Origin of the sequence: Pelosinus sp. UFO1, assembly GCF_000725345.1 — a bacterium.
Lineage (GTDB): Bacteria > Bacillota > Negativicutes > DSM-13327 > DSM-13327 > Pelosinus.
This window is the reverse complement of the sequence record NZ_CP008852.1, coordinates 503,576-522,729: the sequence shown is the minus strand read 5'-3', so window position 1 is coordinate 522,729 and position 19,154 is coordinate 503,576. Positions and strand designations below refer to the sequence as shown.

18 protein-coding genes and 2 riboswitches are annotated in these 19,154 nt (G+C 37.4%); of the genes, 7 read left to right on the top strand and 11 right to left on the bottom strand.

Features of this window, described 5'->3' with window-relative positions; translation table 11 throughout:
* The first annotated feature begins 64 nt into the window (after positions 1-64).
* Entirely contained in the window at positions 65-946 is an 882-nt protein-coding gene (locus tag UFO1_RS02210) for a LysR family transcriptional regulator (RefSeq protein WP_038667391.1), read from the top strand.
* A gap of 118 nt (positions 947-1,064) precedes the next feature.
* Here UFO1_RS02210 and speD read toward each other — a convergent pair whose 3' ends face one another.
* The 6 genes from speD to UFO1_RS02180 form a co-directional block, all read right to left on the bottom strand.
* Positions 1,065-1,877 carry an adenosylmethionine decarboxylase gene (gene speD / locus UFO1_RS02205; protein WP_038667388.1) on the bottom strand — a complete coding sequence of 271 codons (813 nt, stop codon included), beginning with the start codon at positions 1,875-1,877 and terminating at the stop codon, positions 1,065-1,067.
* Positions 1,878-2,326: 449 nt separating this feature from the next.
* A complete protein-coding gene (locus tag UFO1_RS02200; RefSeq protein ID WP_038667385.1) occupies positions 2,327-2,797 on the bottom strand; it encodes a YhcH/YjgK/YiaL family protein in 471 nt (156 codons plus the stop codon).
* A gap of 87 nt (positions 2,798-2,884) precedes the next feature.
* A complete protein-coding gene (gene panD, locus UFO1_RS02195) occupies positions 2,885-3,268 on the bottom strand; it encodes an aspartate 1-decarboxylase (RefSeq protein ID WP_038667382.1) in 384 nt (127 codons plus the stop codon).
* A gap of 4 nt (positions 3,269-3,272) precedes the next feature.
* On the bottom strand, positions 3,273-4,118 hold the full coding sequence (gene panC, locus UFO1_RS02190; RefSeq protein WP_038667378.1) for a pantoate--beta-alanine ligase: 846 nt from the start codon (positions 4,116-4,118) through the stop codon (positions 3,273-3,275).
* Positions 4,119-4,136: 18 nt separating this feature from the next.
* A complete protein-coding gene (gene panB / locus UFO1_RS02185; protein ID WP_038667375.1) occupies positions 4,137-4,976 on the bottom strand; it encodes a 3-methyl-2-oxobutanoate hydroxymethyltransferase in 840 nt (279 codons plus the stop codon).
* A complete protein-coding gene (locus tag UFO1_RS02180; protein WP_038667372.1) occupies positions 4,963-5,859 on the bottom strand; it encodes a Rossmann-like and DUF2520 domain-containing protein in 897 nt (298 codons plus the stop codon). The genes panB and UFO1_RS02180 overlap by 14 nt, the downstream gene beginning before the upstream one ends.
* A gap of 460 nt (positions 5,860-6,319) precedes the next feature.
* On the opposite strand from UFO1_RS02180, the gene UFO1_RS02175 reads away from it, so the two are divergent.
* A complete protein-coding gene (locus tag UFO1_RS02175) occupies positions 6,320-6,670 on the top strand; it encodes a DUF4870 domain-containing protein (protein ID WP_038667368.1) in 351 nt (116 codons plus the stop codon).
* A 161-nt stretch (positions 6,671-6,831) separates the two neighbouring features.
* Positions 6,832-7,683, top strand: a complete 852-nt coding sequence (locus UFO1_RS02170) for a YitT family protein (RefSeq protein ID WP_038667365.1) — start codon at positions 6,832-6,834, stop codon at positions 7,681-7,683.
* Between the two features lie 115 nt (positions 7,684-7,798).
* On the opposite strand, the gene UFO1_RS02165 is transcribed toward UFO1_RS02170, so the two are convergent.
* Both UFO1_RS02165 and UFO1_RS02160 read right to left on the bottom strand, forming a co-directional pair.
* Positions 7,799-8,383 (bottom strand): ECF transporter S component, encoded by a 585-nt coding sequence (locus tag UFO1_RS02165; protein ID WP_038667362.1) that lies wholly within the window; start codon positions 8,381-8,383, stop codon positions 7,799-7,801.
* A gap of 90 nt (positions 8,384-8,473) precedes the next feature.
* Positions 8,474-8,602, bottom strand: a riboswitch (FMN riboswitch).
* Between the two features lie 110 nt (positions 8,603-8,712).
* The gene (locus UFO1_RS02160; RefSeq protein ID WP_038667359.1) at positions 8,713-9,975 is read right to left on the bottom strand and encodes an Nramp family divalent metal transporter; all 1,263 of its coding nucleotides are present in this window, start codon (positions 9,973-9,975) and stop codon (positions 8,713-8,715) included.
* 297 nt (positions 9,976-10,272) lie between these two features.
* On the opposite strand from UFO1_RS02160, the gene UFO1_RS02155 reads away from it, so the two are divergent.
* From UFO1_RS02155 to pflA, 3 genes are all read left to right on the top strand, one after another.
* Entirely contained in the window at positions 10,273-11,715 is a 1,443-nt protein-coding gene (locus UFO1_RS02155; protein WP_051788793.1) for a PAS domain S-box protein, read from the top strand.
* Between the two features lie 99 nt (positions 11,716-11,814).
* A riboswitch (ZMP/ZTP riboswitch) is annotated at positions 11,815-11,895 on the top strand.
* Positions 11,896-12,116: 221 nt separating this feature from the next.
* Positions 12,117-14,348: a formate C-acetyltransferase gene (pflB, locus tag UFO1_RS02150; protein ID WP_038667356.1), complete on the top strand. Its 2,232-nt coding sequence runs from the start codon at positions 12,117-12,119 to the stop codon at positions 14,346-14,348.
* Between the two features lie 181 nt (positions 14,349-14,529).
* On the top strand, positions 14,530-15,252 hold the full coding sequence (gene pflA, locus UFO1_RS02145; protein WP_038667352.1) for a pyruvate formate-lyase-activating protein: 723 nt from the start codon (positions 14,530-14,532) through the stop codon (positions 15,250-15,252).
* A gap of 39 nt (positions 15,253-15,291) precedes the next feature.
* On the opposite strand, the gene queG is transcribed toward pflA, so the two are convergent.
* The 3 genes from queG to UFO1_RS02130 form a co-directional block, all read right to left on the bottom strand.
* Positions 15,292-16,185 (bottom strand): tRNA epoxyqueuosine(34) reductase QueG, encoded by an 894-nt coding sequence (gene queG / locus UFO1_RS02140; RefSeq protein WP_038667349.1) that lies wholly within the window; start codon positions 16,183-16,185, stop codon positions 15,292-15,294.
* A gap of 53 nt (positions 16,186-16,238) precedes the next feature.
* Positions 16,239-17,549 (bottom strand): diguanylate cyclase domain-containing protein, encoded by a 1,311-nt coding sequence (locus UFO1_RS02135; protein ID WP_038667347.1) that lies wholly within the window; start codon positions 17,547-17,549, stop codon positions 16,239-16,241.
* Between the two features lie 117 nt (positions 17,550-17,666).
* Positions 17,667-18,296: a hemolysin III family protein gene (locus tag UFO1_RS02130; protein ID WP_038667344.1), complete on the bottom strand. Its 630-nt coding sequence runs from the start codon at positions 18,294-18,296 to the stop codon at positions 17,667-17,669.
* A gap of 236 nt (positions 18,297-18,532) precedes the next feature.
* Between UFO1_RS02130 and UFO1_RS02125 the strand changes: the two genes are divergently transcribed.
* Positions 18,533-19,024 (top strand): cysteine hydrolase family protein, encoded by a 492-nt coding sequence (locus UFO1_RS02125; RefSeq protein WP_038667341.1) that lies wholly within the window; start codon positions 18,533-18,535, stop codon positions 19,022-19,024.
* Positions 19,025-19,154 lie beyond the last annotated feature (130 nt).

Genomic DNA, 19,154 nt, shown 5'->3' with positions numbered 1-19,154 from the left:
TAGTATACTATCATTGATTATAATAATTAATAATTTTAATATAAATCATTAGGAGAGCTTATATATGGATATTAACTTTGAATTATATAAAGTATTTTATTACGTTGCTAAATACTTAAGCTTTTCGGCAGCCGCAAACGAGCTCTACATCTCCCAATCCGCTGTTAGCCAAGCTATAAAACTTCTGGAAGAGAAACTTAACACCAAACTTTTTTTTCGTAGTACAAAGCAAGTGCAGCTATCGGAATCTGGTCTACTTTTATTTACTCATGTTGAACAGGCTTTTCATTTGTTTAAAACTGGGGAACGCAGCCTTAGCGAACTCTATACTCTTGAACAAGGAGAATTAAAGATAGGCGCCAGCGATACAATCTGCAAATATTATTTACTTCCTTATTTTAAGCAATTTAATCAACTATATCCTAAAATCAAACTTAATGTTACCAACCGCCCTTCACCTGTCTGCGTCGATTTATTAAAAAAAGGTTTAGTAGACATTAGTGTTGTCAACCTTGCCCCAGAAAAGTCCTACCCTAAGATGACAATTAGTAAATGCAAGATGCTTCATGATGTATTTTTTGCTAGCCCCGCCTTTTCCCATCTACAAGGATCTCTTTTAACCTTCGATGAGGTTGCAGCACTGCCAATTCTCACCTTAGAAAAAAATACGACTACTAGGACCTTCTTAGATACTTTATTTGCCCAACACAACATCCTCTTTCAACCAGAAATTCAATTAGGCAGTGTGGATTTAATGATAGAATTAACTAAGATTGGTTTGGGGATTTCTTTTATTAGTCGTGAATATATACAGAAAGAACTGGCTGACAATCAGTTATTCCCCCTCACCCTCACTACAGAGATACCGAAGCGTGAATTAGGGATTATAACGTATGATTGTTTACCAGTTCCAATTGCAGCACAGAAATTTATTGAGTTGTTATAGTTGAAAATGAACCACAAAGACACAAAGGACACAAAGGAGTGGACACCAGCATATTTGCCTCCTCTTTGTGTACCGCGAAAGCGGTATCGTGTTTTTGTGGTTCATTTTTTAAGTTTTTTTATTTTACTTTAGGAATGTTGCGACCAGCATAAATTTCAGACATTTCTTTTTTCAAACGTTGTTTTATTTTTTTCTTTTCCCCTGGCAAAAGTTCCCCTTTTGCTGTACCAAACAAGTAATTATCTAAATCAAATTCTTTGAGAATCATTTTTGTGTGGAAGATATTTTCCTGATATACATTCACATCTAGCATTTGATATAACTCACGCGTATCGGGTGCAATATAATTTTGGATAGAATTAATTTTATGATCAATATAGAATTTTTTACCACTGACATCACGAGTAAAACCTCGTACTCGATAATCAATAATCGCAATGTCAGAGCTAAAACTATTAATTAGATAGTTTAATGCCTTCAGAGGAGAGATTTCTCCGCAAGTAGAAACATCAATATCGGCACGAAAAGTGCTAATCCCTTTATCTGGGTGACTTTCCGGATATGTGTGTACAGTAATATGACTTTTATCCAAATGTGCAACAACTGCATCGGACTGAGGATCTGATAGTTCGTTTTCTTCCAGCTCATCAGCGGCAATTTTACCCTCGGAAATGAGCATGGTTACACTAGCACCTTGGGGGTCATAATCCTGTTTGGCAATGTTTAAGATATTAGCTCCAATCATATTGGCGACTTCTGTTAAAATATTGGTAAGCCGTTCTGCATTATATTCTTCATCGATGTATTCAATGTAAGCTTGACGATGTTCTGGACTTCTGGCATAACAAATATCATACATATTAAAGCTAAGCGTCTTGGTTAAGTTATTAAATCCATATAATTTCAATTTTTTAATTGATTTTATTTCCATCTTTCTCTCCTTACTTTTTGTATAATTTAAAAGTTATGCCCTGAACAACGGCACCATCAAGTGTCCTTTCTTTAGACATGTACCATTTATAAAGAAGACTTGATTCAGATGGAGTTTTACCTACAACTGAATCCAAGGACTCTTAACTCCCACTTATTAGAATGGGGGTCTTAGAGCAGGTTTAGTCATCGGATAAAATGCACTTCTAATACTACATAATAGACTACTTTTTTACTACTGTAAATAGTCTGTATTATATATATTATAGTATTCTCCTTTGAATGTATTCTATAGAATGTATAAGAAAAGACTTGGCTTGTGCCAAGTCCTCGGACGCAGGCAGAAGCCTTAGTCGTTCTTACTTGGAATCAAGAAAGTGTTATACTTTCTGATTCCGTAAAAAAAGAACTCCACAAGCAGCTGCCATTCTGATGTGGAGTTCTCTTCTTTTATAATTGAGAAATTGCAATTTTAATGACTACCTTTTTTACTGTTTGTGCGGTCCTTCTCATGCAACAAGGACGATGTACATCATTAGGAAAGAGTACGGCATAGGTTCCTGGCTCTAATACCATATCGGTTTCTTCCATGATCTCTTTATAAAAAATAAGATCTTTTTCCTTTAGTTCGTCTTGAAGCACTATACACTGATCTGACAATAAGCTGCAGCCAATTATCTCTTCACCTGAAGCCAAATATTGAATATCGATGTACTTTTGGTGAGCCTCTGGGCGTCTATCTTGTTTAGGTTCGGTTTGGTATTCAGAAACTAAAGCAAATATAGTGTCCCCTTCAATATCATGTCGTCCAATTGTTAACTTTGCTAAATCTGTATTTTTTAAATACAACAGCGCTTTTTGCAACACAGGTGAAAATGCAGATTTCTCTTGTTCCAAGTTTTTTAGTTGTCCGTAAATCAATTTTTTGTCCCCCTTATCGATCCTCCCAGATTCCTACCTTTTTAAGGTATTTTACTCTATTCTTTATTTAGTATTGTCTTTCCTTTGTTATTCTATCTGACCATGAGTTTCCTTAGAACGAATTTCCTTCACTTGATTTTTTTCATCCACCATTACCACCGTAGGAGTAAAGTCTTTTGCCTCTTCGTTAGTCATCATAGCATAGGCAATGATAATGACCTTATCACCAGGCTGCACTAAACGAGCCGCTGCCCCATTTAAACAAATAACACCTGAATCTTTTGCTCCTGTAATTACATAGGTTTCAAAACGGTTCCCATTATTATTGTTAACAATTTGCACTTTTTCATTAGGTAGAATCCCTGAAGCTTTTAATAAGCTTTCGTCGATTGTAATGCTACCCATGTAATTAAGATTGGCCTCTGTCACCGTGGCACAATGAAGTTTTGCTTTTAAACAAGTAATAAACATAATATTATCCCTCCAAAATTGTATTATCAATTAAACGAGTATTCCCAATCCGGACAGCTAAAGCAAGAAGAGCTTTGTCCCTTATAACATCCAGGTTTTCTAATTGGGGATAGCTATATACTTCTACATAGTCGATTTGCGCTAATTTTTCTTTTTGAATTTTAAGTATTACCTGCTCCTTAATGTTCCGAGCATTGACTTGCCCTTGATCAACCAGCTTTTGCGCAAGCTGTAGACTTTGCGATAAAACCAAGGCAGCCTTACGCTCCTCAGGAGATAAGAAAGCATTACGAGAGCTCATGGCTAAACCATCCTCCTCCCGTACAATAGGCACTACTTCCAAAGTAACGCTCATATTCAAATCAGCCACCATACGCTTAAGTACCAACACCTGTTGGGCATCTTTTTGGCCAAAGAAAGCTTTATCCGGCTGAATAATATTGAATAATTTAGTTACAACGGTAGCTACGCCACGAAAATGACCTGGTCGTGATAAACCACATAATTTCTGAGTAATACCATTAATCTCAATAAAACTGCTATATCCTGCTGGATACATCTCCTCTGGCTGAGGATGAAAGATGACATCTACACCAGCTTTAGCAGCCTGCTGGCTATCACCAGATAAATCCCGAGGATACTTAGCAAAATCTTCCGTAGGACCAAATTGCGTTGGATTGACGAAGATACTTGCTACAACTATATCGCAACTTTTCTTTGCTTGACGCATTAAGGTGAGATGCCCCTCATGCAGGGACCCCATAGTTGGTACTAGTCCAATACTCATCCCTTTCTCTTTTGCCTGCCTAACAAAGAATTGCATCTCCTGTATGTCTGAAATTATTTTCATCTGAATGTCCCCCTTCTATTAGTACAATTTTTCCAATACTTCATCCGAAATTTTAAAACTATGCTCTGCGCCAGGAAAGGCTCTTTCTTCTACCTCTTTTCTGTATTCGGCGATTGCCTGAGCCAGCTGAATATGAAGGTTGGTATATTGTTTCGCAAATTTCGGAGTAAAACCAGGGAAAAGACCTAATAAATCATTGGTAACCAATACTTGTCCATCACAATATACCCCTGCACCAATACCAATGGTTGGTATCACAATGGAATCGGTAACCTTTTGTGCTAACAATGCAGGCACACACTCTAATACCACTGCAAAAGCCCCGCTCTCTTCCAAGCGTTTCGCATCATCTAACAATTTTTGTGCACCTTTTTCTTCTTTGCCTTGCACTTTAAACCCACCTAAACTATGAACCGATTGGGGGGTTAGTCCTAAATGTCCTACCACAGGGATACCAGCTCTGACAATGGCTTTTACCGCATCAGCAACCTCTTGCCCCCCCTCCAATTTAACAGCTTGAGCCCCTGTTTCCTTCATGATTCTCCCTGCATTTGTCACGGCCTGCTCTGTTGAAACTTGATACGACATAAAAGGCATATCCACAACCACCATTGCCCTTTTTGCCCCTCGGCACACAGCTTTCCCATGATGAATCATATCTTCCATCGTAACAGGGAGTGTAGAATCATACCCTAATACTACATTGCCTAAAGAGTCACCAACTAACAACATATCTACTTCAGCGTCATCTAAAAATTTCGCCATAGAAAAATCATATGCTGTCAGCATGGTTATTGCTTTACCAGCAACCTTTCTCTCTTGAATCACCGTTGTTGTAATACGTTTATTGCTGCTCATCTTCTTTCTCCTTTAGTTTCATTTTCAATAATTCTGTCATGCTATTTGACTGCATTTGATCTATTGTTCCTTTTTCTAAAGCAACCCCTAGAGTATATAATCCAAGATTTTGATACAACTTCTTTTCCTCATCATTTTCTAAAACCTGTAGATGAGCCTCTATGGTAATACTATCCCCTCGACTAATAGGTCCTGTTAAGGCCTCCGTAGGACCAAGTTCTTTTATTTGATTCACTGTGCCCTGCAATAAGGGCAATAAGGCTTTTGAAGCCTCTTCTCTAGATAAACCAAAACTACTATATAGTTGACTCGCCCAATGTATCAACGAAACTGTATAATTCGATACAATACAGGCCCCAGCATGATATAGTGCCCGGTCCTTATCCAACATAACAAAACCGTTTCCGCCTAAATCCTCGACTATTTTTTTTCCTGCTACTATCACCTCATCATGTCCGCTCAGTGCAAAATACACACCAGATAAAGCTTCTATAGATAGTTCTTTATTGGCAAACGACTGAAGGGGATGCATACAGCCAATGAAAGCTCCCTGCTCTCTAGCAGGTTTCAATATTTCGGTAGGCAGGCAGCCTGAAGTATGGATAACAACTTGTCCTGGCCTAAAGCCACTTTTCTTAGCCAGTTCCTCTACTACTTTACCAATATAGCGATCAGGAGTTGTAAGTAAGACAATATTCGCCTCTTTCGTAAAATCTACTGCTTCTGTCCCTGCTTTTACACCAAACTGTTTAGCCAATTCACGGGCCGAATCTAAAGTACGGCTAGCGATTCCTACTAATTCATAACCCTGACTATATAAGGCTCGGGCCAACACACTGCCTACTTTACCAGCTCCGACGATTAGCACCTTTGGCTTGTTCATGCTGCTTCTCCTTTTTATCCACTATATAAGCCGATTTAATAGTATAGATAACAATCAATTCCCGATCCTACTTCTGAGAAAAAGTATGATAGATGTACTCTCTTAATAACATACTAATAAACGCCCTAGGAAAAGAATATAAAAAAAGCCTTCCGGCACTTGTCCGAAAGGCATACTTTTCCTATGTAACCTCCCGTCTCAGTCCATCATAGATCTAAGCGGATATAATACCAGTATTAACATATAGCTATATTGATCCTTCACAGCTGAAGATTCCTTTTTTATAGTATGGTTCATTACGATACCACCTAAAGAAAACCTCTGCTATAAATGTTCCTCTTGATAATATCATAAACTGCATTTCAAAAACAAGGTTTTATTATAGTGTGATTTTCAATCTTTATGAATAGGATATACAAAAGAACCAACCTACTATAAAATATACTTAGGAGGTGTTTTTATGAATGGAATTACAGGAGAGCAAAAATTGCTAGCCATCCTCGCTCATATATCCTATTTTTTAGGCGGTCTGGGTTTTATTATTGCACCTTTAGTCATTTTTTTATTAAAAAAGAATGATCCTTTTGTTTACGAGCATGCTAAGCAATCTTTGGTGGCTCATTTGGCCATATTAGTTACTTCTTGCCTTGTGGGACTGCTATGTACACTCCTGATTGGAGTCTTATTACTCCCCATAGTAGGTATTTTGTGGCTAATCCTCATCGTAACCTCTATTATGGCAGCTGTTAAGGCATTCAACGGGGAAAGCTATCAATACCCTTTCATTCAAGGATTCATTAACAAACTATAGTAAAAATCATCCCTACTTCAGGGAGTAAATAAATATCAGTAAAATTTCTTCAGGAATCGGATATAAGGATCGTCTACTTCCTACGTAACGACTCCCCCCTATAGCCAATTCCTGAAGATTGCTATTGATACTACTTAATTAAACTTCTATAGGAGGAACAGATGCGCTATAAAATTTATCAATATCTCTCGGTTGGTGTTGGCTGCCTGCTAAGCGCTGTAGCTATTAATAGTTTTCTCGTCCCCCACCATCTTTTGAGTGGTGGAGTTAGTGGCATCGCCATTATTCTTTATTATTTATTTAAATTCCCCATCGGCGTGCAAATTCTTGTAATGAATATTCCACTTGTTTATGCTGCTTATCGTCTTTTGGGAAAAGAGTACACTATAAAGACCCTTTATGGAACAGCCCTATTTTCCTTTTTTGTCGATGCAACAGGCTACTTGGCAAACTTCACTGTGGTAGATGATCCGATTCTTTCAGCAATCACCGGTGGCATTATTACAGGAATTGGTTCTGGCCTGATTTTTAAAGCCAACGGAAGTGGTGGAGGACTTGATATCGTCTCCAGCATTATCAAAAAGTATTATTCTATGAATGTTGGCGCTGCTTCCTTTTCCATTAATTGTGTGATTATGCTGATTGCTGCCATCCTCTTCGGCATCAAGTTGGCCATTTTAACATTAATCTCTATGTTTATTGCCGCTAACATTACGGATAATGTCGTGGAAGGGATCAATCGCAAGAAAACGGTTTATATTGTTTCTTATAAAACTGATGAAATCTTAAAAGCGATTTTGAAAGAAGTTGGTCGCGGCGCTACCATCCTTCGTGGAGAAGGAGCTTTCACAAGACAAGACAAACAGGTCATCTTTGTTGTTGTAACTCTTACGCAAATTGGTCAGATAAAACTTCTTGTACAAGAATCAGACCCTAACGCCTTTATGATTGTGCAAGATGCCGTCGAAGTCATGGGCAGAGGTTTTACACTACCAAGTACCAAACAACTATAATAATTGTTTGACATCTTTTAAACCGCAAAGAAGCAGAGGACACAGAGAAAAGAGCACTTTTTAGAATAGTGAAAGAGGCTACTCCTTGTATTGGAGTAGCCTCTTTCACTATCTCTTATCTTTCACATAAAACGGGAAAGATTTTTTTATAAATCATCATGGTAAAAATAGATATGACAATTCCCTTTATCAGATTAAATGGTGCAATGGCCATGGTGATGAAAGATTTTAAATCCACAACCTGAGGATTGGCTACTGTCCCCAAGGATATAATTTGCTCAAGAGGAAAATGCAATACTGCCTGATAAAGAGGTAATAGTATAAAATAATTTAATAAAGAAGCGGAAAACATCATAGAAATTGTTCCAACGCCTAGAGCTATAATAGCCCCGTTACGACTACTATATCTCTGGTATAAGCAGCTTGCCGGAAGAATAAATGATACGCCTACCAGAAAATTAGCAACTTCCCCAATCCCCATCGTTTGGCTATTTGCCCCATGTATTAGGTTCTTGATCAACTCAATGCCAACACCAGCGATTGGTCCTAATAGGAAAGCACCAAGGATAGCAGGCAGTTCACTGGCATCCAATTTTAGAAAACTTGGCATCATAGGTAACGGCACCTCAAAAAACATCAAAATGACAGCAATTGCAGATAAGATTCCTACCTTTGTTATATAACGTGTATTGTAAACCACACAGATTCCTCCTTAATCATAGAAACAAAAACTTCCCGAAATATCTTCGGGAAGTTAGTAGCACAAGGAAACACATCTAATCATGTGCTAGTATATCTTCTTTCATCCAGACTATACTGTCGGCTTTGGAATTACACCAAATCAACCTTGCGGTTCGTGGGCTTGCAGAATCCACTGCTTACCACCGGTCGGGAATTAAACCCTGCCCTGAAGATGTTTCAATTTATTTAATTTCAGCCCCGGAGATAATCATTCTCAAAAATGATTATTATGGATACATTGTAGCAAATTCAATTTGTAAATGCAAGATATAAAATATAGCACCTGGGTTACTTAATGAAATCCCATAACAACATCATATTTAATACGGAAACAATAATACCAATTGCCCATAACATAATTTGTTGCAAACCTGTATTGGCATACTTGCCCATGACTTGCTTTGACGATGTTAAATAAATTTGTAAAAATATTGTCCACGGCAGTTGAACACTGAGAAACATCTGTGAATAAACCAACCCCTGGAAAGGGTTCTCAATAAAAAGAATTAAAAGTACTGACAAACCATAAGTAAGAGCTACTCCCATCCAGGAATGGCGATCCTTAACGTCATATGGCTCACTAAACATACCAGCAAAAATACTTCCACCAGCCATACCGGCTGTAATCGTAGAAGAAATACCAGAAAATAATAGTGCTATGGCAAAAACAACTGCTGCGGCATTTCCAAGTAAGGGACGAAGCATAATTTCAGCTTGTTCCAATTCTTCGACTTGTACCTGATTGCTAAAAAACACAGCTGCGGCTATTAAAATCATGGCACTATTAATTGCCCAACCAATACACATTGAAAACAAAGTATCTGCAAACTCGTATTTAAGCTGTTTTTGAATGACAGCTTCATCTTCCAAATTCCATTGCCTACTTTGAATAATTTCGGAATGTAAAAATAAATTGTGTGGCATTACCACTGCCCCGAGCACACTCATCACTACAAGCATAGCTCCTTCGGGAATGACAGGAGAAACCCAGCCAATAGCAGCCTCAGGCCAATTGATATTCACCAAACTAAGCTCAAATAAAAATGCTAATCCAATAATCGATACAAAACCCATAATCCATTTTTCTAATCGCTTATAGGAATTGGCCCACAACATCCAGCCACATCCTAAAGCCGTAAATATAGCGCCCACCTTTAAGGGAATATGAAATAACATATTTAAAGCAATCGCTGCACCCAGTATTTCTGCTAGACCTGTCGCAACAGAAGCCGTTACTGCAGATAAGAGTACGGTCCGTGAGACTAAGGGCCGCAAATATTCTGTGGCTGCTTCGGATAAACAACGCCCTGTGACAATCCCTAGATGGGCCACATTATGCTGTAATACAATTAGCATAATTGTAGACAGCGTCACCATCCACAACAATTTATATCCATATTCGGCCCCTGCCGCCATATTAGCAGCCCAATTCCCTGGATCAATAAATCCTACTGTTACTAGTATTCCAGGGCCAATATACCGTAATATTTCCCTTGCCCGTTGATTTAAGCCATGCTCTTCTTGGAAAAATCTTTTCACTATTTTGAGCATTTATAAAACCCCTTTGTGAATTTATTTCTTTTTGCATAATACTTTATATAACTTGTATATAATATTTATTCTTTTTTAAGTGCCTTTTTCCCTTCTTTAAAATTACGGTAAAGTAAAGCTACCAATTTGTTACTGTATATCATACTGGATATAACAGTAATATAGTATATTTTTTTACATTCCTGTTTTTTCGACAAATTATCTAAAGGGAAACTATCTATCTTTGACGAATGCTATGCTACAAATAATCTTTCAAAGGATTTCAAATATTATTTGTATATGGGGGTACGTTTTTTTATGAATGATTCTCCGCGAAAATTTTCTATAGAAGAACCGATTCCACCCTGGCAACGTGTACACGACTTCAAATCTCTCGCTGAAAATTCTCCCGATGCTATCATTCGTTTTGACAGGAACCTCTGCTTTATCTATGCAAATCCCGCAATTAAAATTATCACGGGTATACTAGCCGAAAATCTGATTGGCACCAAACTCTCAGACCTTGGTCTTTCTTCTCATTATTATCAACTATGGAAAACTGAAATTAACAAAGTTTTTAAATCTAAAAAAAGTCTAAGTTTTCAGTCTGATTTTAAAACTTTACATAAAAGAACAATGTATTATCATGCCCTGTTAGTTCCAGAGCTTGGAGCCGATGGTTCTGTTGAATATGTACTATGTACCCTTCGCAATATCACAGACTTAAAGAAAGCTGAGCAATCATTAAAGAAAAATCAAGATCGTACGCAAATTCTACTCAATTCAATACCTGATACCTTATTTGTGTTAGACAGGAATGGTTTTATCCTGGATTATCAAGAGTCGAAAAATACATTTCCCTTCTTCCCCCCTATCAATCTTCAAAATAGAAACATTAAGGATGTACTGCCCTTAATAGCCTCAAAAATTATGCATTACTTTGATCAGGCAGTAACTACAAATACTATGCAATTTTTTGAATTTCAAACTACAGTAAATTCAATTACTTATTATTGTGAAGGTAGAATTACAGCGAGCAACGAAAATGATTTCGTCTTGATAATCCGTGATATTAGTGAACTTAAACAAATGCAGCAACATTTGACTCGATTCGATCGCTTACACTTAGTTGGAGAGATGGCTGCCAGTATCGGTCATGAAATTCGCAATCCTATGACTACGGTACGTGGTTTTTTACAAATGTTCTCGAAAAAAAGCGCTTTTCAAAATTATAAAGAATTAGTGGAACTTATGGTTACTGAAATTGACGATGCAAATCGAATTATTAGTAAATTTATATCCTTAGCCAAAAATAAGTCTTTAACCTTAGAATCACACAATTTGAATACCCTTATCAGCTCCTTACTCCCCCTATTACAGGCAGACGCAATTATTGCAAATAAAAAAATTTCTACTCAGCTTGAATCCATTCCAGATTTTGAAATGGATGATAAAGAAATAAGCCAGCTTATTCTCAACATAGCCCGAAATGGTCTTGAAGCCATGTTCCCTCGGACTGAATTAGTAATTCGTACGTATGTGGAACAGAACAGGATCGTTCTCGCTATTAAAGATCAAGGAATAGGAATTTCTCCTGAAGATTTGGACAAACTAGCTACCCCTTTCTTCACAACTAAGGAAGATCAGCTAGGTTTAGGTTTGGCTATCTGCTATAATATTGCTGCGAGACACCAAGCAGAGATAGTTTTTGACACTAGCCCTCTTGGAACCACCTTTTATGTGAAATTTAAGCTCCCTTAACAATCTTCTACTCTACCAATAAATTCTTATTGACAAGAGAAAAAGAAAGCTATAGAATTTGTTACATAAGAAAGATCATACCTTTGAAATAATATAATAAAACAGATGCAGAACTGGCGGATCGTGGAATAACCACAAGGGACTGTATCTAGATATAAGCCGACCGCCTGGGCATAACTTAGTTCGTTATGTTCAGGCGGTCTTTTCTTGTGAACAAAATGAACAATAAATGATATCAATTATTTATTAATACTATTTATTGACTTTTGCTGCTACAATAATTACAATCATAATATACCAAATGTAAATATTATATGATTTATATCATATTCAAAACCATATAATATAGTTATAATATAGTTAAATGATAACAATTATCAATAATTATAGGAGGAAATACTATGAACAAAGCATGGCAACAATTTAAACCAGGAAAATGGCAAACATCGATAAACGTACGAGATTTCATTCAAAATAATTACTTACCTTATGAGGGTAATAGTGATTTCTTAGCTACCGTAACACCTCGCACTAAAAAATTGTGGGACAAATGCAGCGCCCTCTTAGCAGAAGAACGTGAAAAAAATGGAGTCCTGGATGTAGATCCTACTATCGTTTCTACTATTACATCTCATAAGCCAGGCTATATTGAAAAAAGTTTAGAAGTAATCTATGGTTTACAAACGGATGCTCCCTTAAAACGCAGCGTAATTGCTAATGGCGGTGTTCGTATGGCTGAGCAGGCTTGCGAAGCCTATGGTTATAAGCTTAATCCAGAAATTAGTAACATCTATCGCAACCATGTAACGACCCATAATACTGCTGTTTTTAATATGTATACTGATGAAATGAAAAAAGCTCGTAAACTAGGGATTATTACAGGATTACCTGATGGCTATGGTCGCGGTCGGATTATTGGTGACTACCGCCGCATTCCGCTCTATGGAATCAATCACTTAATGACAACAAAAAAAGCTGATTTAGAAGATCTTGCGAACAAACCAATGACTGAGGAAACATTACGCCTACGAGAAGAAGTTTCTGCTCAGATTGCAGCCCTAAAAGATATGATCGCCATGGCTGCATCTTATGGTTTTGATATTAGTCGCCCAGCTGAAACTGCAAAAGAAGCCGTTCAATGGTTATATTTGGGTTATCTTGCTTCTATAAAAGAACAAAACGGCGCCGCTATGTCTTTAGGCCGGGTTTCTACTTTCCTCGATATATATTTAGCTAGAGATTTAGAAAATGGCATTCTTACCGAAATGGAAGCGCAAGAGTTAATTGATCAAATGGTAATTAAGCTACGATTAGCTCGTCATTTACGCACACCTGATTATAATGAATTGTTTGCTGGCGATCCTTTATGGGTAACGGAATCAATTGGTGGCATGGGACTGGATGGGCGCACTTTGGTAACTCGTACGTCTTACCGTATTCTCCACACCTTATATAATTTAGGTCCTGCTCCTGAGCCGAATCTAACTATCTTGTGGTCTGTTAATTTACCTACGGATTTTAAAAACTTCTGCGCAAAAGTATCTTTAGATACCAGTGCTATTCAATATGAAAATGATGATATTATGCAACCTGTCTACGGAGATGACTATGCCATTGCCTGCTGCGTATCCGCGATGAGAATTGGAGAACAAATGCAGCTTTTTGGTGCCAGAGCCAATTTGGCAAAAGCCTTACTTTTAGCCATTAACGGTGGTCGTGATGAAAATACTGGCGAACAATTAGCTCCTATCATGCCAATCCCTACAGGAGAATACCTAGATTATGAAGTAGTACGTAATAACTTATCACAAGTACTTACTTGGCTCACTGGTTTATATGTCAATACTATGAATCTGATCCACTTTAGCCATGATAAATATGCCTACGAAAAAGCCCAGCTTGCTCTGCATGATACAGATGTAAAACGTATTATGGCCTTTGGCGTTGCGGGGTTATCTGTAGCCACAGATTCGCTAAGCGCTATCCGTCACGCTCGGGTTAAAGCATTACGTAACGAAGCTGGCATTGCCAAAGACTTTGCCATCGAAGGGGATTTCCCATTCTTCGGCAATGACGATGATACTGTAGATATTTTGGCAACCGAATTAAGCCATGAATTCAGCCGAAAATTAAAAGAACACCCTACTTATCGTGATGCTGAACATACCTTATCTATACTTACCATTACTTCTAATGTAATGTATGGCAAAAAGACAGGTGCAACTCCTGATGGACGTAAAGCAGGACAAGCCTTTGCCCCTGGTGCCAACCCAATGCATGGCAGGGACAAAAAAGGTGCACTGGCTGCTATGCAATCTGTCTGCAAACTTTCTTATGATGACTGCCGCGATGGTATTTCTTACACCTTCTCTATTTTGCCTGCCACCTTAGGAAAAGCTGATCCTATTAAAATTCAAAATTTAGCAAGTATATTAGATGGCTATTCTGCCAAGAAAGGGCATCATATTAATGTAAATGCTCTTGACCGCAGCGTATTAGAGGATGCAAGAAAACATCCAGAAAAATATCCACAATTAACGATCCGCGTATCTGGCTATGCTGTTAATTTCATCAAACTAACTCCCGCTCAGCAAGCTGAAGTTATTGAACGGACATTTTACCAATCCTTATAGTAAAAGTGTAACAATTATGTAAGCAAGAGAAAACATAGATCACTATTTGAACCACAAAGACACAGAGGGCACAAAGATTGGAAAAAGGATACTCTAAAAAGGGTTCCATCAATTCCCTTTGTGTGCTGCGATAGCAGCATTGTGTCTTTGTGGTTTTCATAATAACTAGGGGGTATTTCTTATGCAAGGCTATTACCATTCCATTGAGCATTTTGGAACAGTAGATGGACGAGGCATCCGCTATGTTTTATTTTTATCAGGTTGCCAATTACGCTGCCGTTTCTGTCATAATCCCGATACCTGGCAAAAAGGTTGTAAAGTAATTAGCACAGAGAAAGTGCTGTCTGATTTACTACACTATCGTCACTTTTATGATGGTTCCAAGGGAGGCATTACTGTAAGCGGTGGGGAGCCTTTGTTGCAATCCCAATTTGTAGCTGAACTTTTTGCAGCCTGCCAAAAACATACCATTCATACCACCATTGATACTGCAGGATATTATGATAAGCAAAACATTACCGATATTTTGCCCTATACCAATGCAGCACTATTTAGTATTAAAGCTGTAAATCCAGAAAAACACCGTTGGTTAGCTGGATTTGATAACGAGCAAATTCTTAGCAATTTAAAATATCTCACAGAGCATATCCCAGTAACATTGCGCTATGTCGTTCTTCCAGGAATTACAACAACAAATGAAGATATAGTAGCATTAGCTAACCTAATTCACTCCTTACCAGCTCCCATTACCGTTGAATTACTACCTTATCATTCCTTAGGGCGGCAAAAGTGGCAGGCTTTACAAATGAAATATAGTTTAGATGACGTACCTGATGCTACCGCCCAAGATGTAGCATCAGTAGCTACTCTTCTCAGAGCCGAAGGAATCACAAACCTTATCTAAAAAACAACTAAAGACTCCTACTTCATTAAGTGGGAGTCTTTAGCTGTCTTTCAGATACTCAAAATTTCTAACAAGCAATTTTCTGCCCCGCCAACTAAAGGCACGATTACCATATCTTCGCATAAATTCCTTATTAGATATCCCTACCAATTCATCATAGTTTAGCTCTTCCATTCTATCTTCTTGAAACTCTTCTATATTTGACAATGCAATCCCGGCATTATGGGGACATACCTCTTGACAGCTATCACAACCAAAAACTAGGTTTGTTTTTCTGATCACGTCGATTTCCAGCCTCGTCAACTCACCTTTTTTCTGTGTTAAATAAGAGCGGCAAGTCCTTGGATCTATTCCATTAGCGCCAAGAATACTTGAACCTGGACATGCTTTTTTACACGCTCCGCATTTCATACAGGTCCGCTTTAAGGGTATATCTGTCTCAAATGGATAATTCGTAAGGATATAGCCAATGAAAACATAAGAACCATATGCATCAGTAATAATATGGCTATTTAATCCGTAGAAGCCAAGTCCTGCTATATAAGCAAGGTACCGATCTACTAGCGGTCCATTATCAACATAGGCCTTATATTCGAATCCTGGTATTTTTTTTCCTAGGAAATCACCAACTTCCTCTAACTTCCTTCTTATAATCCTATGATAATCAACAGAGTAGGTGTATTTAGCTACATTTGCTGCTTTTTTTTCCCCTGGATAATAAGGGAATAAACAGACGATAATAGATTGCACACTGTCCATTGTTAACTGAGGGTTTACCCTTACCTGTAGTTCTTGCTCTTCAAATTCCGTAAACCGCCCCTTTGAAATTCTTTCTTTTAGAATTTGTTGTAATTCCACATAAGGCCCGGTAGGAGCGATCCCCATAGATTCAATACCAATTGATTTACAAAATTCTCTTAACGTTTCTTTCATCAGGTGCCACCCCATTTAAAATCGTCCTCAACTGCAGTAAAACATTTAATTCATTATCCATTATTAGAAAAACGATAAGTATTCTTACCTGCTGCTTTGGCTTGATACATAGCATTATCCGCCTTTTTGATTAAAGTGTCTGCATCCTCTCCATCCTTAGGAAAAATACTCACTCCAATGCTACTAGAAATTTTGACAGCACAGTCTAATAAAATAAATGTCTGATTTAATCTTTCTTGTATCTTTTTAGCTACAACTTCTGCCTCCTGATACCTCGCCATTTCCGGTAAGATTATGGTAAATTCATCGCCACCCATCCGGGCTACAATGTCACTTTCACGAACACATTCTTTTAAGCCTAAGGCAACTGCTTGCAGCAATAAATCACCTTTATCATGACCAAAGGTATCATTTACATATTTAAAACCATCTAGATCGACATACATCACACCCATAATATGACGATAACGTTTAGCAGCATTAAAACATTGGCTCATCTTTTCGTAAAATAATATGCGATTGGGCAAACCTGTTAGCCCATCATGATAAGCATGAAACTTTATCTTTTCCTCGTATTTCATACGTTCTGATAAGTCTCTAAATATTCCAGAATACATAGTAATTTGACCTAAGTCATTTTTAATCGCATCTACTACTAACCACTCAGAGTAGATTTCGCCGTTTTTCCGTTTATTGTTGATCTCGCCTTTCCACTGCCCATTCTTTTGTAGGGAATGCCACATCTCATGGTAAAGCTCATCTGAATGTATGCCAGACTTTAAGATACGCGGCGTTAGGCCCATAATTTCTTCTAGTGAATATCCTGTATTTTTTAGAAAGGCTGGATTGGCAAATTGAATAACCCCTTCCACATCTGTAACAAGGATACCATCGCTGGCACTCTCAAATACCTGTGCCGCTAATCGTAAACGATTTTGTAATTGTTGCCACTCTGTTACGTCCTTAATGGTTGCCACCAAATACTGTTCATTGTATAAATTAACTATTTCAAAAGAACTTTCAACAAACAACATGTCCCCATCTTTGCAGCGATATTGGCGCAGGCTAATCTCGGTCAAACCATAGTTTAGAATTTTATTAATATTAGACTCGATCTCCTGCAGTTCAGCAACGATAATATCTTCTACATATAAATCAGTTACATCTTCACTACTATACTTAAGTAATGCTAAAAAAGCATCATTGACCTCAATAATTTTCCTAGTAGATACATGGAAGGCATATCTTACACCGCCACTATCTTTATCGAGAGAACAGCAATAACCCTTTTTCCCCAGCAATTTGGAGTCAGGCTTATTTATTTTACATAAAAATTCTTCTTTACTTTCAAGTCTATTCTTCATTGCTCTCCCCCCTATGCAATTTTCAAGGTCAAATTAAATTCTATCTGTAACAGTAATTCACCTTCTTTTAACAATCAGGTATCTCCATATTTTTCAATATTGAGTAAATATCTACAATTATGAATGAAGAGGAATAGGAAGAATATAGAAAAATACTGCAATAAAATGTGATATGCTGCCCGCTAAAACAAACAAGTGCCATATTGCATGATTATAAGGAAGCCTTTTCCAAAGATAAAAAACACTGCCTAATGTATAAAATAAACCACCAGCAAATAACCAAATCATACCTAATGCCGGCACAGTAGCAAGCAAAGGTTTAATTGCAAAGACAATAAACCAACCCATGCCAAGATAACACAATGTTGATAAAACCTTATAGCGTCCTACAAAAAAAACCTTTAGGACAATTCCAATGATCGCCAATCCCCAAACCAAACTAAATACAGTCCAGCCCAGAACACCATGCAAAGGTACTAAAGTAAAGGGCGTATAGGTCCCTGCTATTAGCAAATAAATAGCTGAATGGTCCAATATCTTAAAAATTCTTTTGACTCGCTCGTTCGTAAAACTATGGTAGAGTGTGGAAGCTAAATATAGTAACACTAACGTGGTACCATAAATACTAAAACTAACGATATGCCAAATTCTCCCATTCAAGTAAGCAAATACTGTTAATAAAACTAATCCCGCAACGGCTAGCAAAGTACCTATCCCATGAGTTACTGCATTCATAACTTCTTCCATTTGAAACCTCCATATTTTTCTTTTAATCTATTTCTTAATAACAACTACTATTTAATCCTTATTACAAAATTATAACATACTTATTATATTTCACCCATAATAATTCTGAATAAAAAAGCCACATTAACTCTAGTATTATTAGAAGAATAAAAAATAAACCCATTATTTTGGCAGGACTGGAAATATCATTGTCGTATATTATACTATAAAATTTTATAAGAAGAAGGTGTCTTTTCATGAAGCCTGCTCTTTTAGTCATTGATGTGCAAAAAGCATTCTTTAAAGATCCTGAAACAAGTCATTCCCTCAATAAAGCCATTATACAAATCAATGCTGGAATTGATTTATTTAGGCAAAAAGGATTACCCATTATTTGTATTCAACACATGGTGAAAGAAAATGGACTTTTACCAGGCACAGAAGGATTTGACTTACCAGATTCTCTTTCCATCTTGCCAACTGATCCTCATATTCACAAAACCTATGGTAATGCTTTTAATAAAACACCTTTAGAGGAGTTACTAAGGCAACAGAATATTGATACTCTTGTTATCACAGGCTATTGCGCAGAGTTCTGCGTCTTGTCTACTTACCGAGGTGCCCTTGACCTTGATTTGACTCCTGTAATCTTACGTGGCGCTATTGCAAGCCGCAACCCAAGCAACATTCCTTTTGTTGAAAATGTCAGTGATATTATATCTTATGCAATCTTAAAAAAGATATTATAAGATGGTTCAGCTTTAAGGTTAAGAAAAGACTTGGCTTAGGCCAAGTCCTCAGACGCAGGCAGAAGCCTTAGTCGTTCTTACTTGGAATCAAGAAAGTGTTATACTTTCTGATTCCGCAAAAAAGAAGCCA

Bases quoted from the DNA above. Each gene is read 5' to 3' on its own strand.
- UFO1_RS02160 (WP_038667359.1), bottom strand. From the start codon at position 9,975: ATGCTCAAAATAGTGAAAAGATTTTTCCAAGAAGAGCATGGCTTAAAT.
- UFO1_RS02130 (WP_038667344.1), bottom strand. From the start codon at position 18,296: ATGGAAGAAGTTATGAATGCAGTAACTCATGGGATAGGTACTTTGCTA.
- panC (WP_038667378.1), bottom strand. From the start codon at position 4,118: ATGAAAATAATTTCAGACATACAGGAGATGCAATTCTTTGTTAGGCAG.
- UFO1_RS02155 (WP_051788793.1), top strand. From the start codon at position 10,273: ATGAATGATTCTCCGCGAAAATTTTCTATAGAAGAACCGATTCCACCC.
- UFO1_RS02180 (WP_038667372.1), bottom strand. From the start codon at position 5,859: ATGAACAAGCCAAAGGTGCTAATCGTCGGAGCTGGTAAAGTAGGCAGT.
- speD (WP_038667388.1), bottom strand. From the start codon at position 1,877: ATGGAAATAAAATCAATTAAAAAATTGAAATTATATGGATTTAATAAC.
- panD (WP_038667382.1), bottom strand. From the start codon at position 3,268: ATGTTTATTACTTGTTTAAAAGCAAAACTTCATTGTGCCACGGTGACA.
- UFO1_RS02210 (WP_038667391.1), top strand. From the start codon at position 65: ATGGATATTAACTTTGAATTATATAAAGTATTTTATTACGTTGCTAAA.
- UFO1_RS02135 (WP_038667347.1), bottom strand. From the start codon at position 17,549: ATGAAGAATAGACTTGAAAGTAAAGAAGAATTTTTATGTAAAATAAAT.
- UFO1_RS02170 (WP_038667365.1), top strand. From the start codon at position 6,832: ATGCGCTATAAAATTTATCAATATCTCTCGGTTGGTGTTGGCTGCCTG.
- panB (WP_038667375.1), bottom strand. From the start codon at position 4,976: ATGAGCAGCAATAAACGTATTACAACAACGGTGATTCAAGAGAGAAAG.
- UFO1_RS02125 (WP_038667341.1), top strand. From the start codon at position 18,533: ATGAAGCCTGCTCTTTTAGTCATTGATGTGCAAAAAGCATTCTTTAAA.
- pflA (WP_038667352.1), top strand. From the start codon at position 14,530: ATGCAAGGCTATTACCATTCCATTGAGCATTTTGGAACAGTAGATGGA.
- queG (WP_038667349.1), bottom strand. From the start codon at position 16,185: ATGAAAGAAACGTTAAGAGAATTTTGTAAATCAATTGGTATTGAATCT.
- pflB (WP_038667356.1), top strand. From the start codon at position 12,117: ATGAACAAAGCATGGCAACAATTTAAACCAGGAAAATGGCAAACATCG.
- UFO1_RS02175 (WP_038667368.1), top strand. From the start codon at position 6,320: ATGAATGGAATTACAGGAGAGCAAAAATTGCTAGCCATCCTCGCTCAT.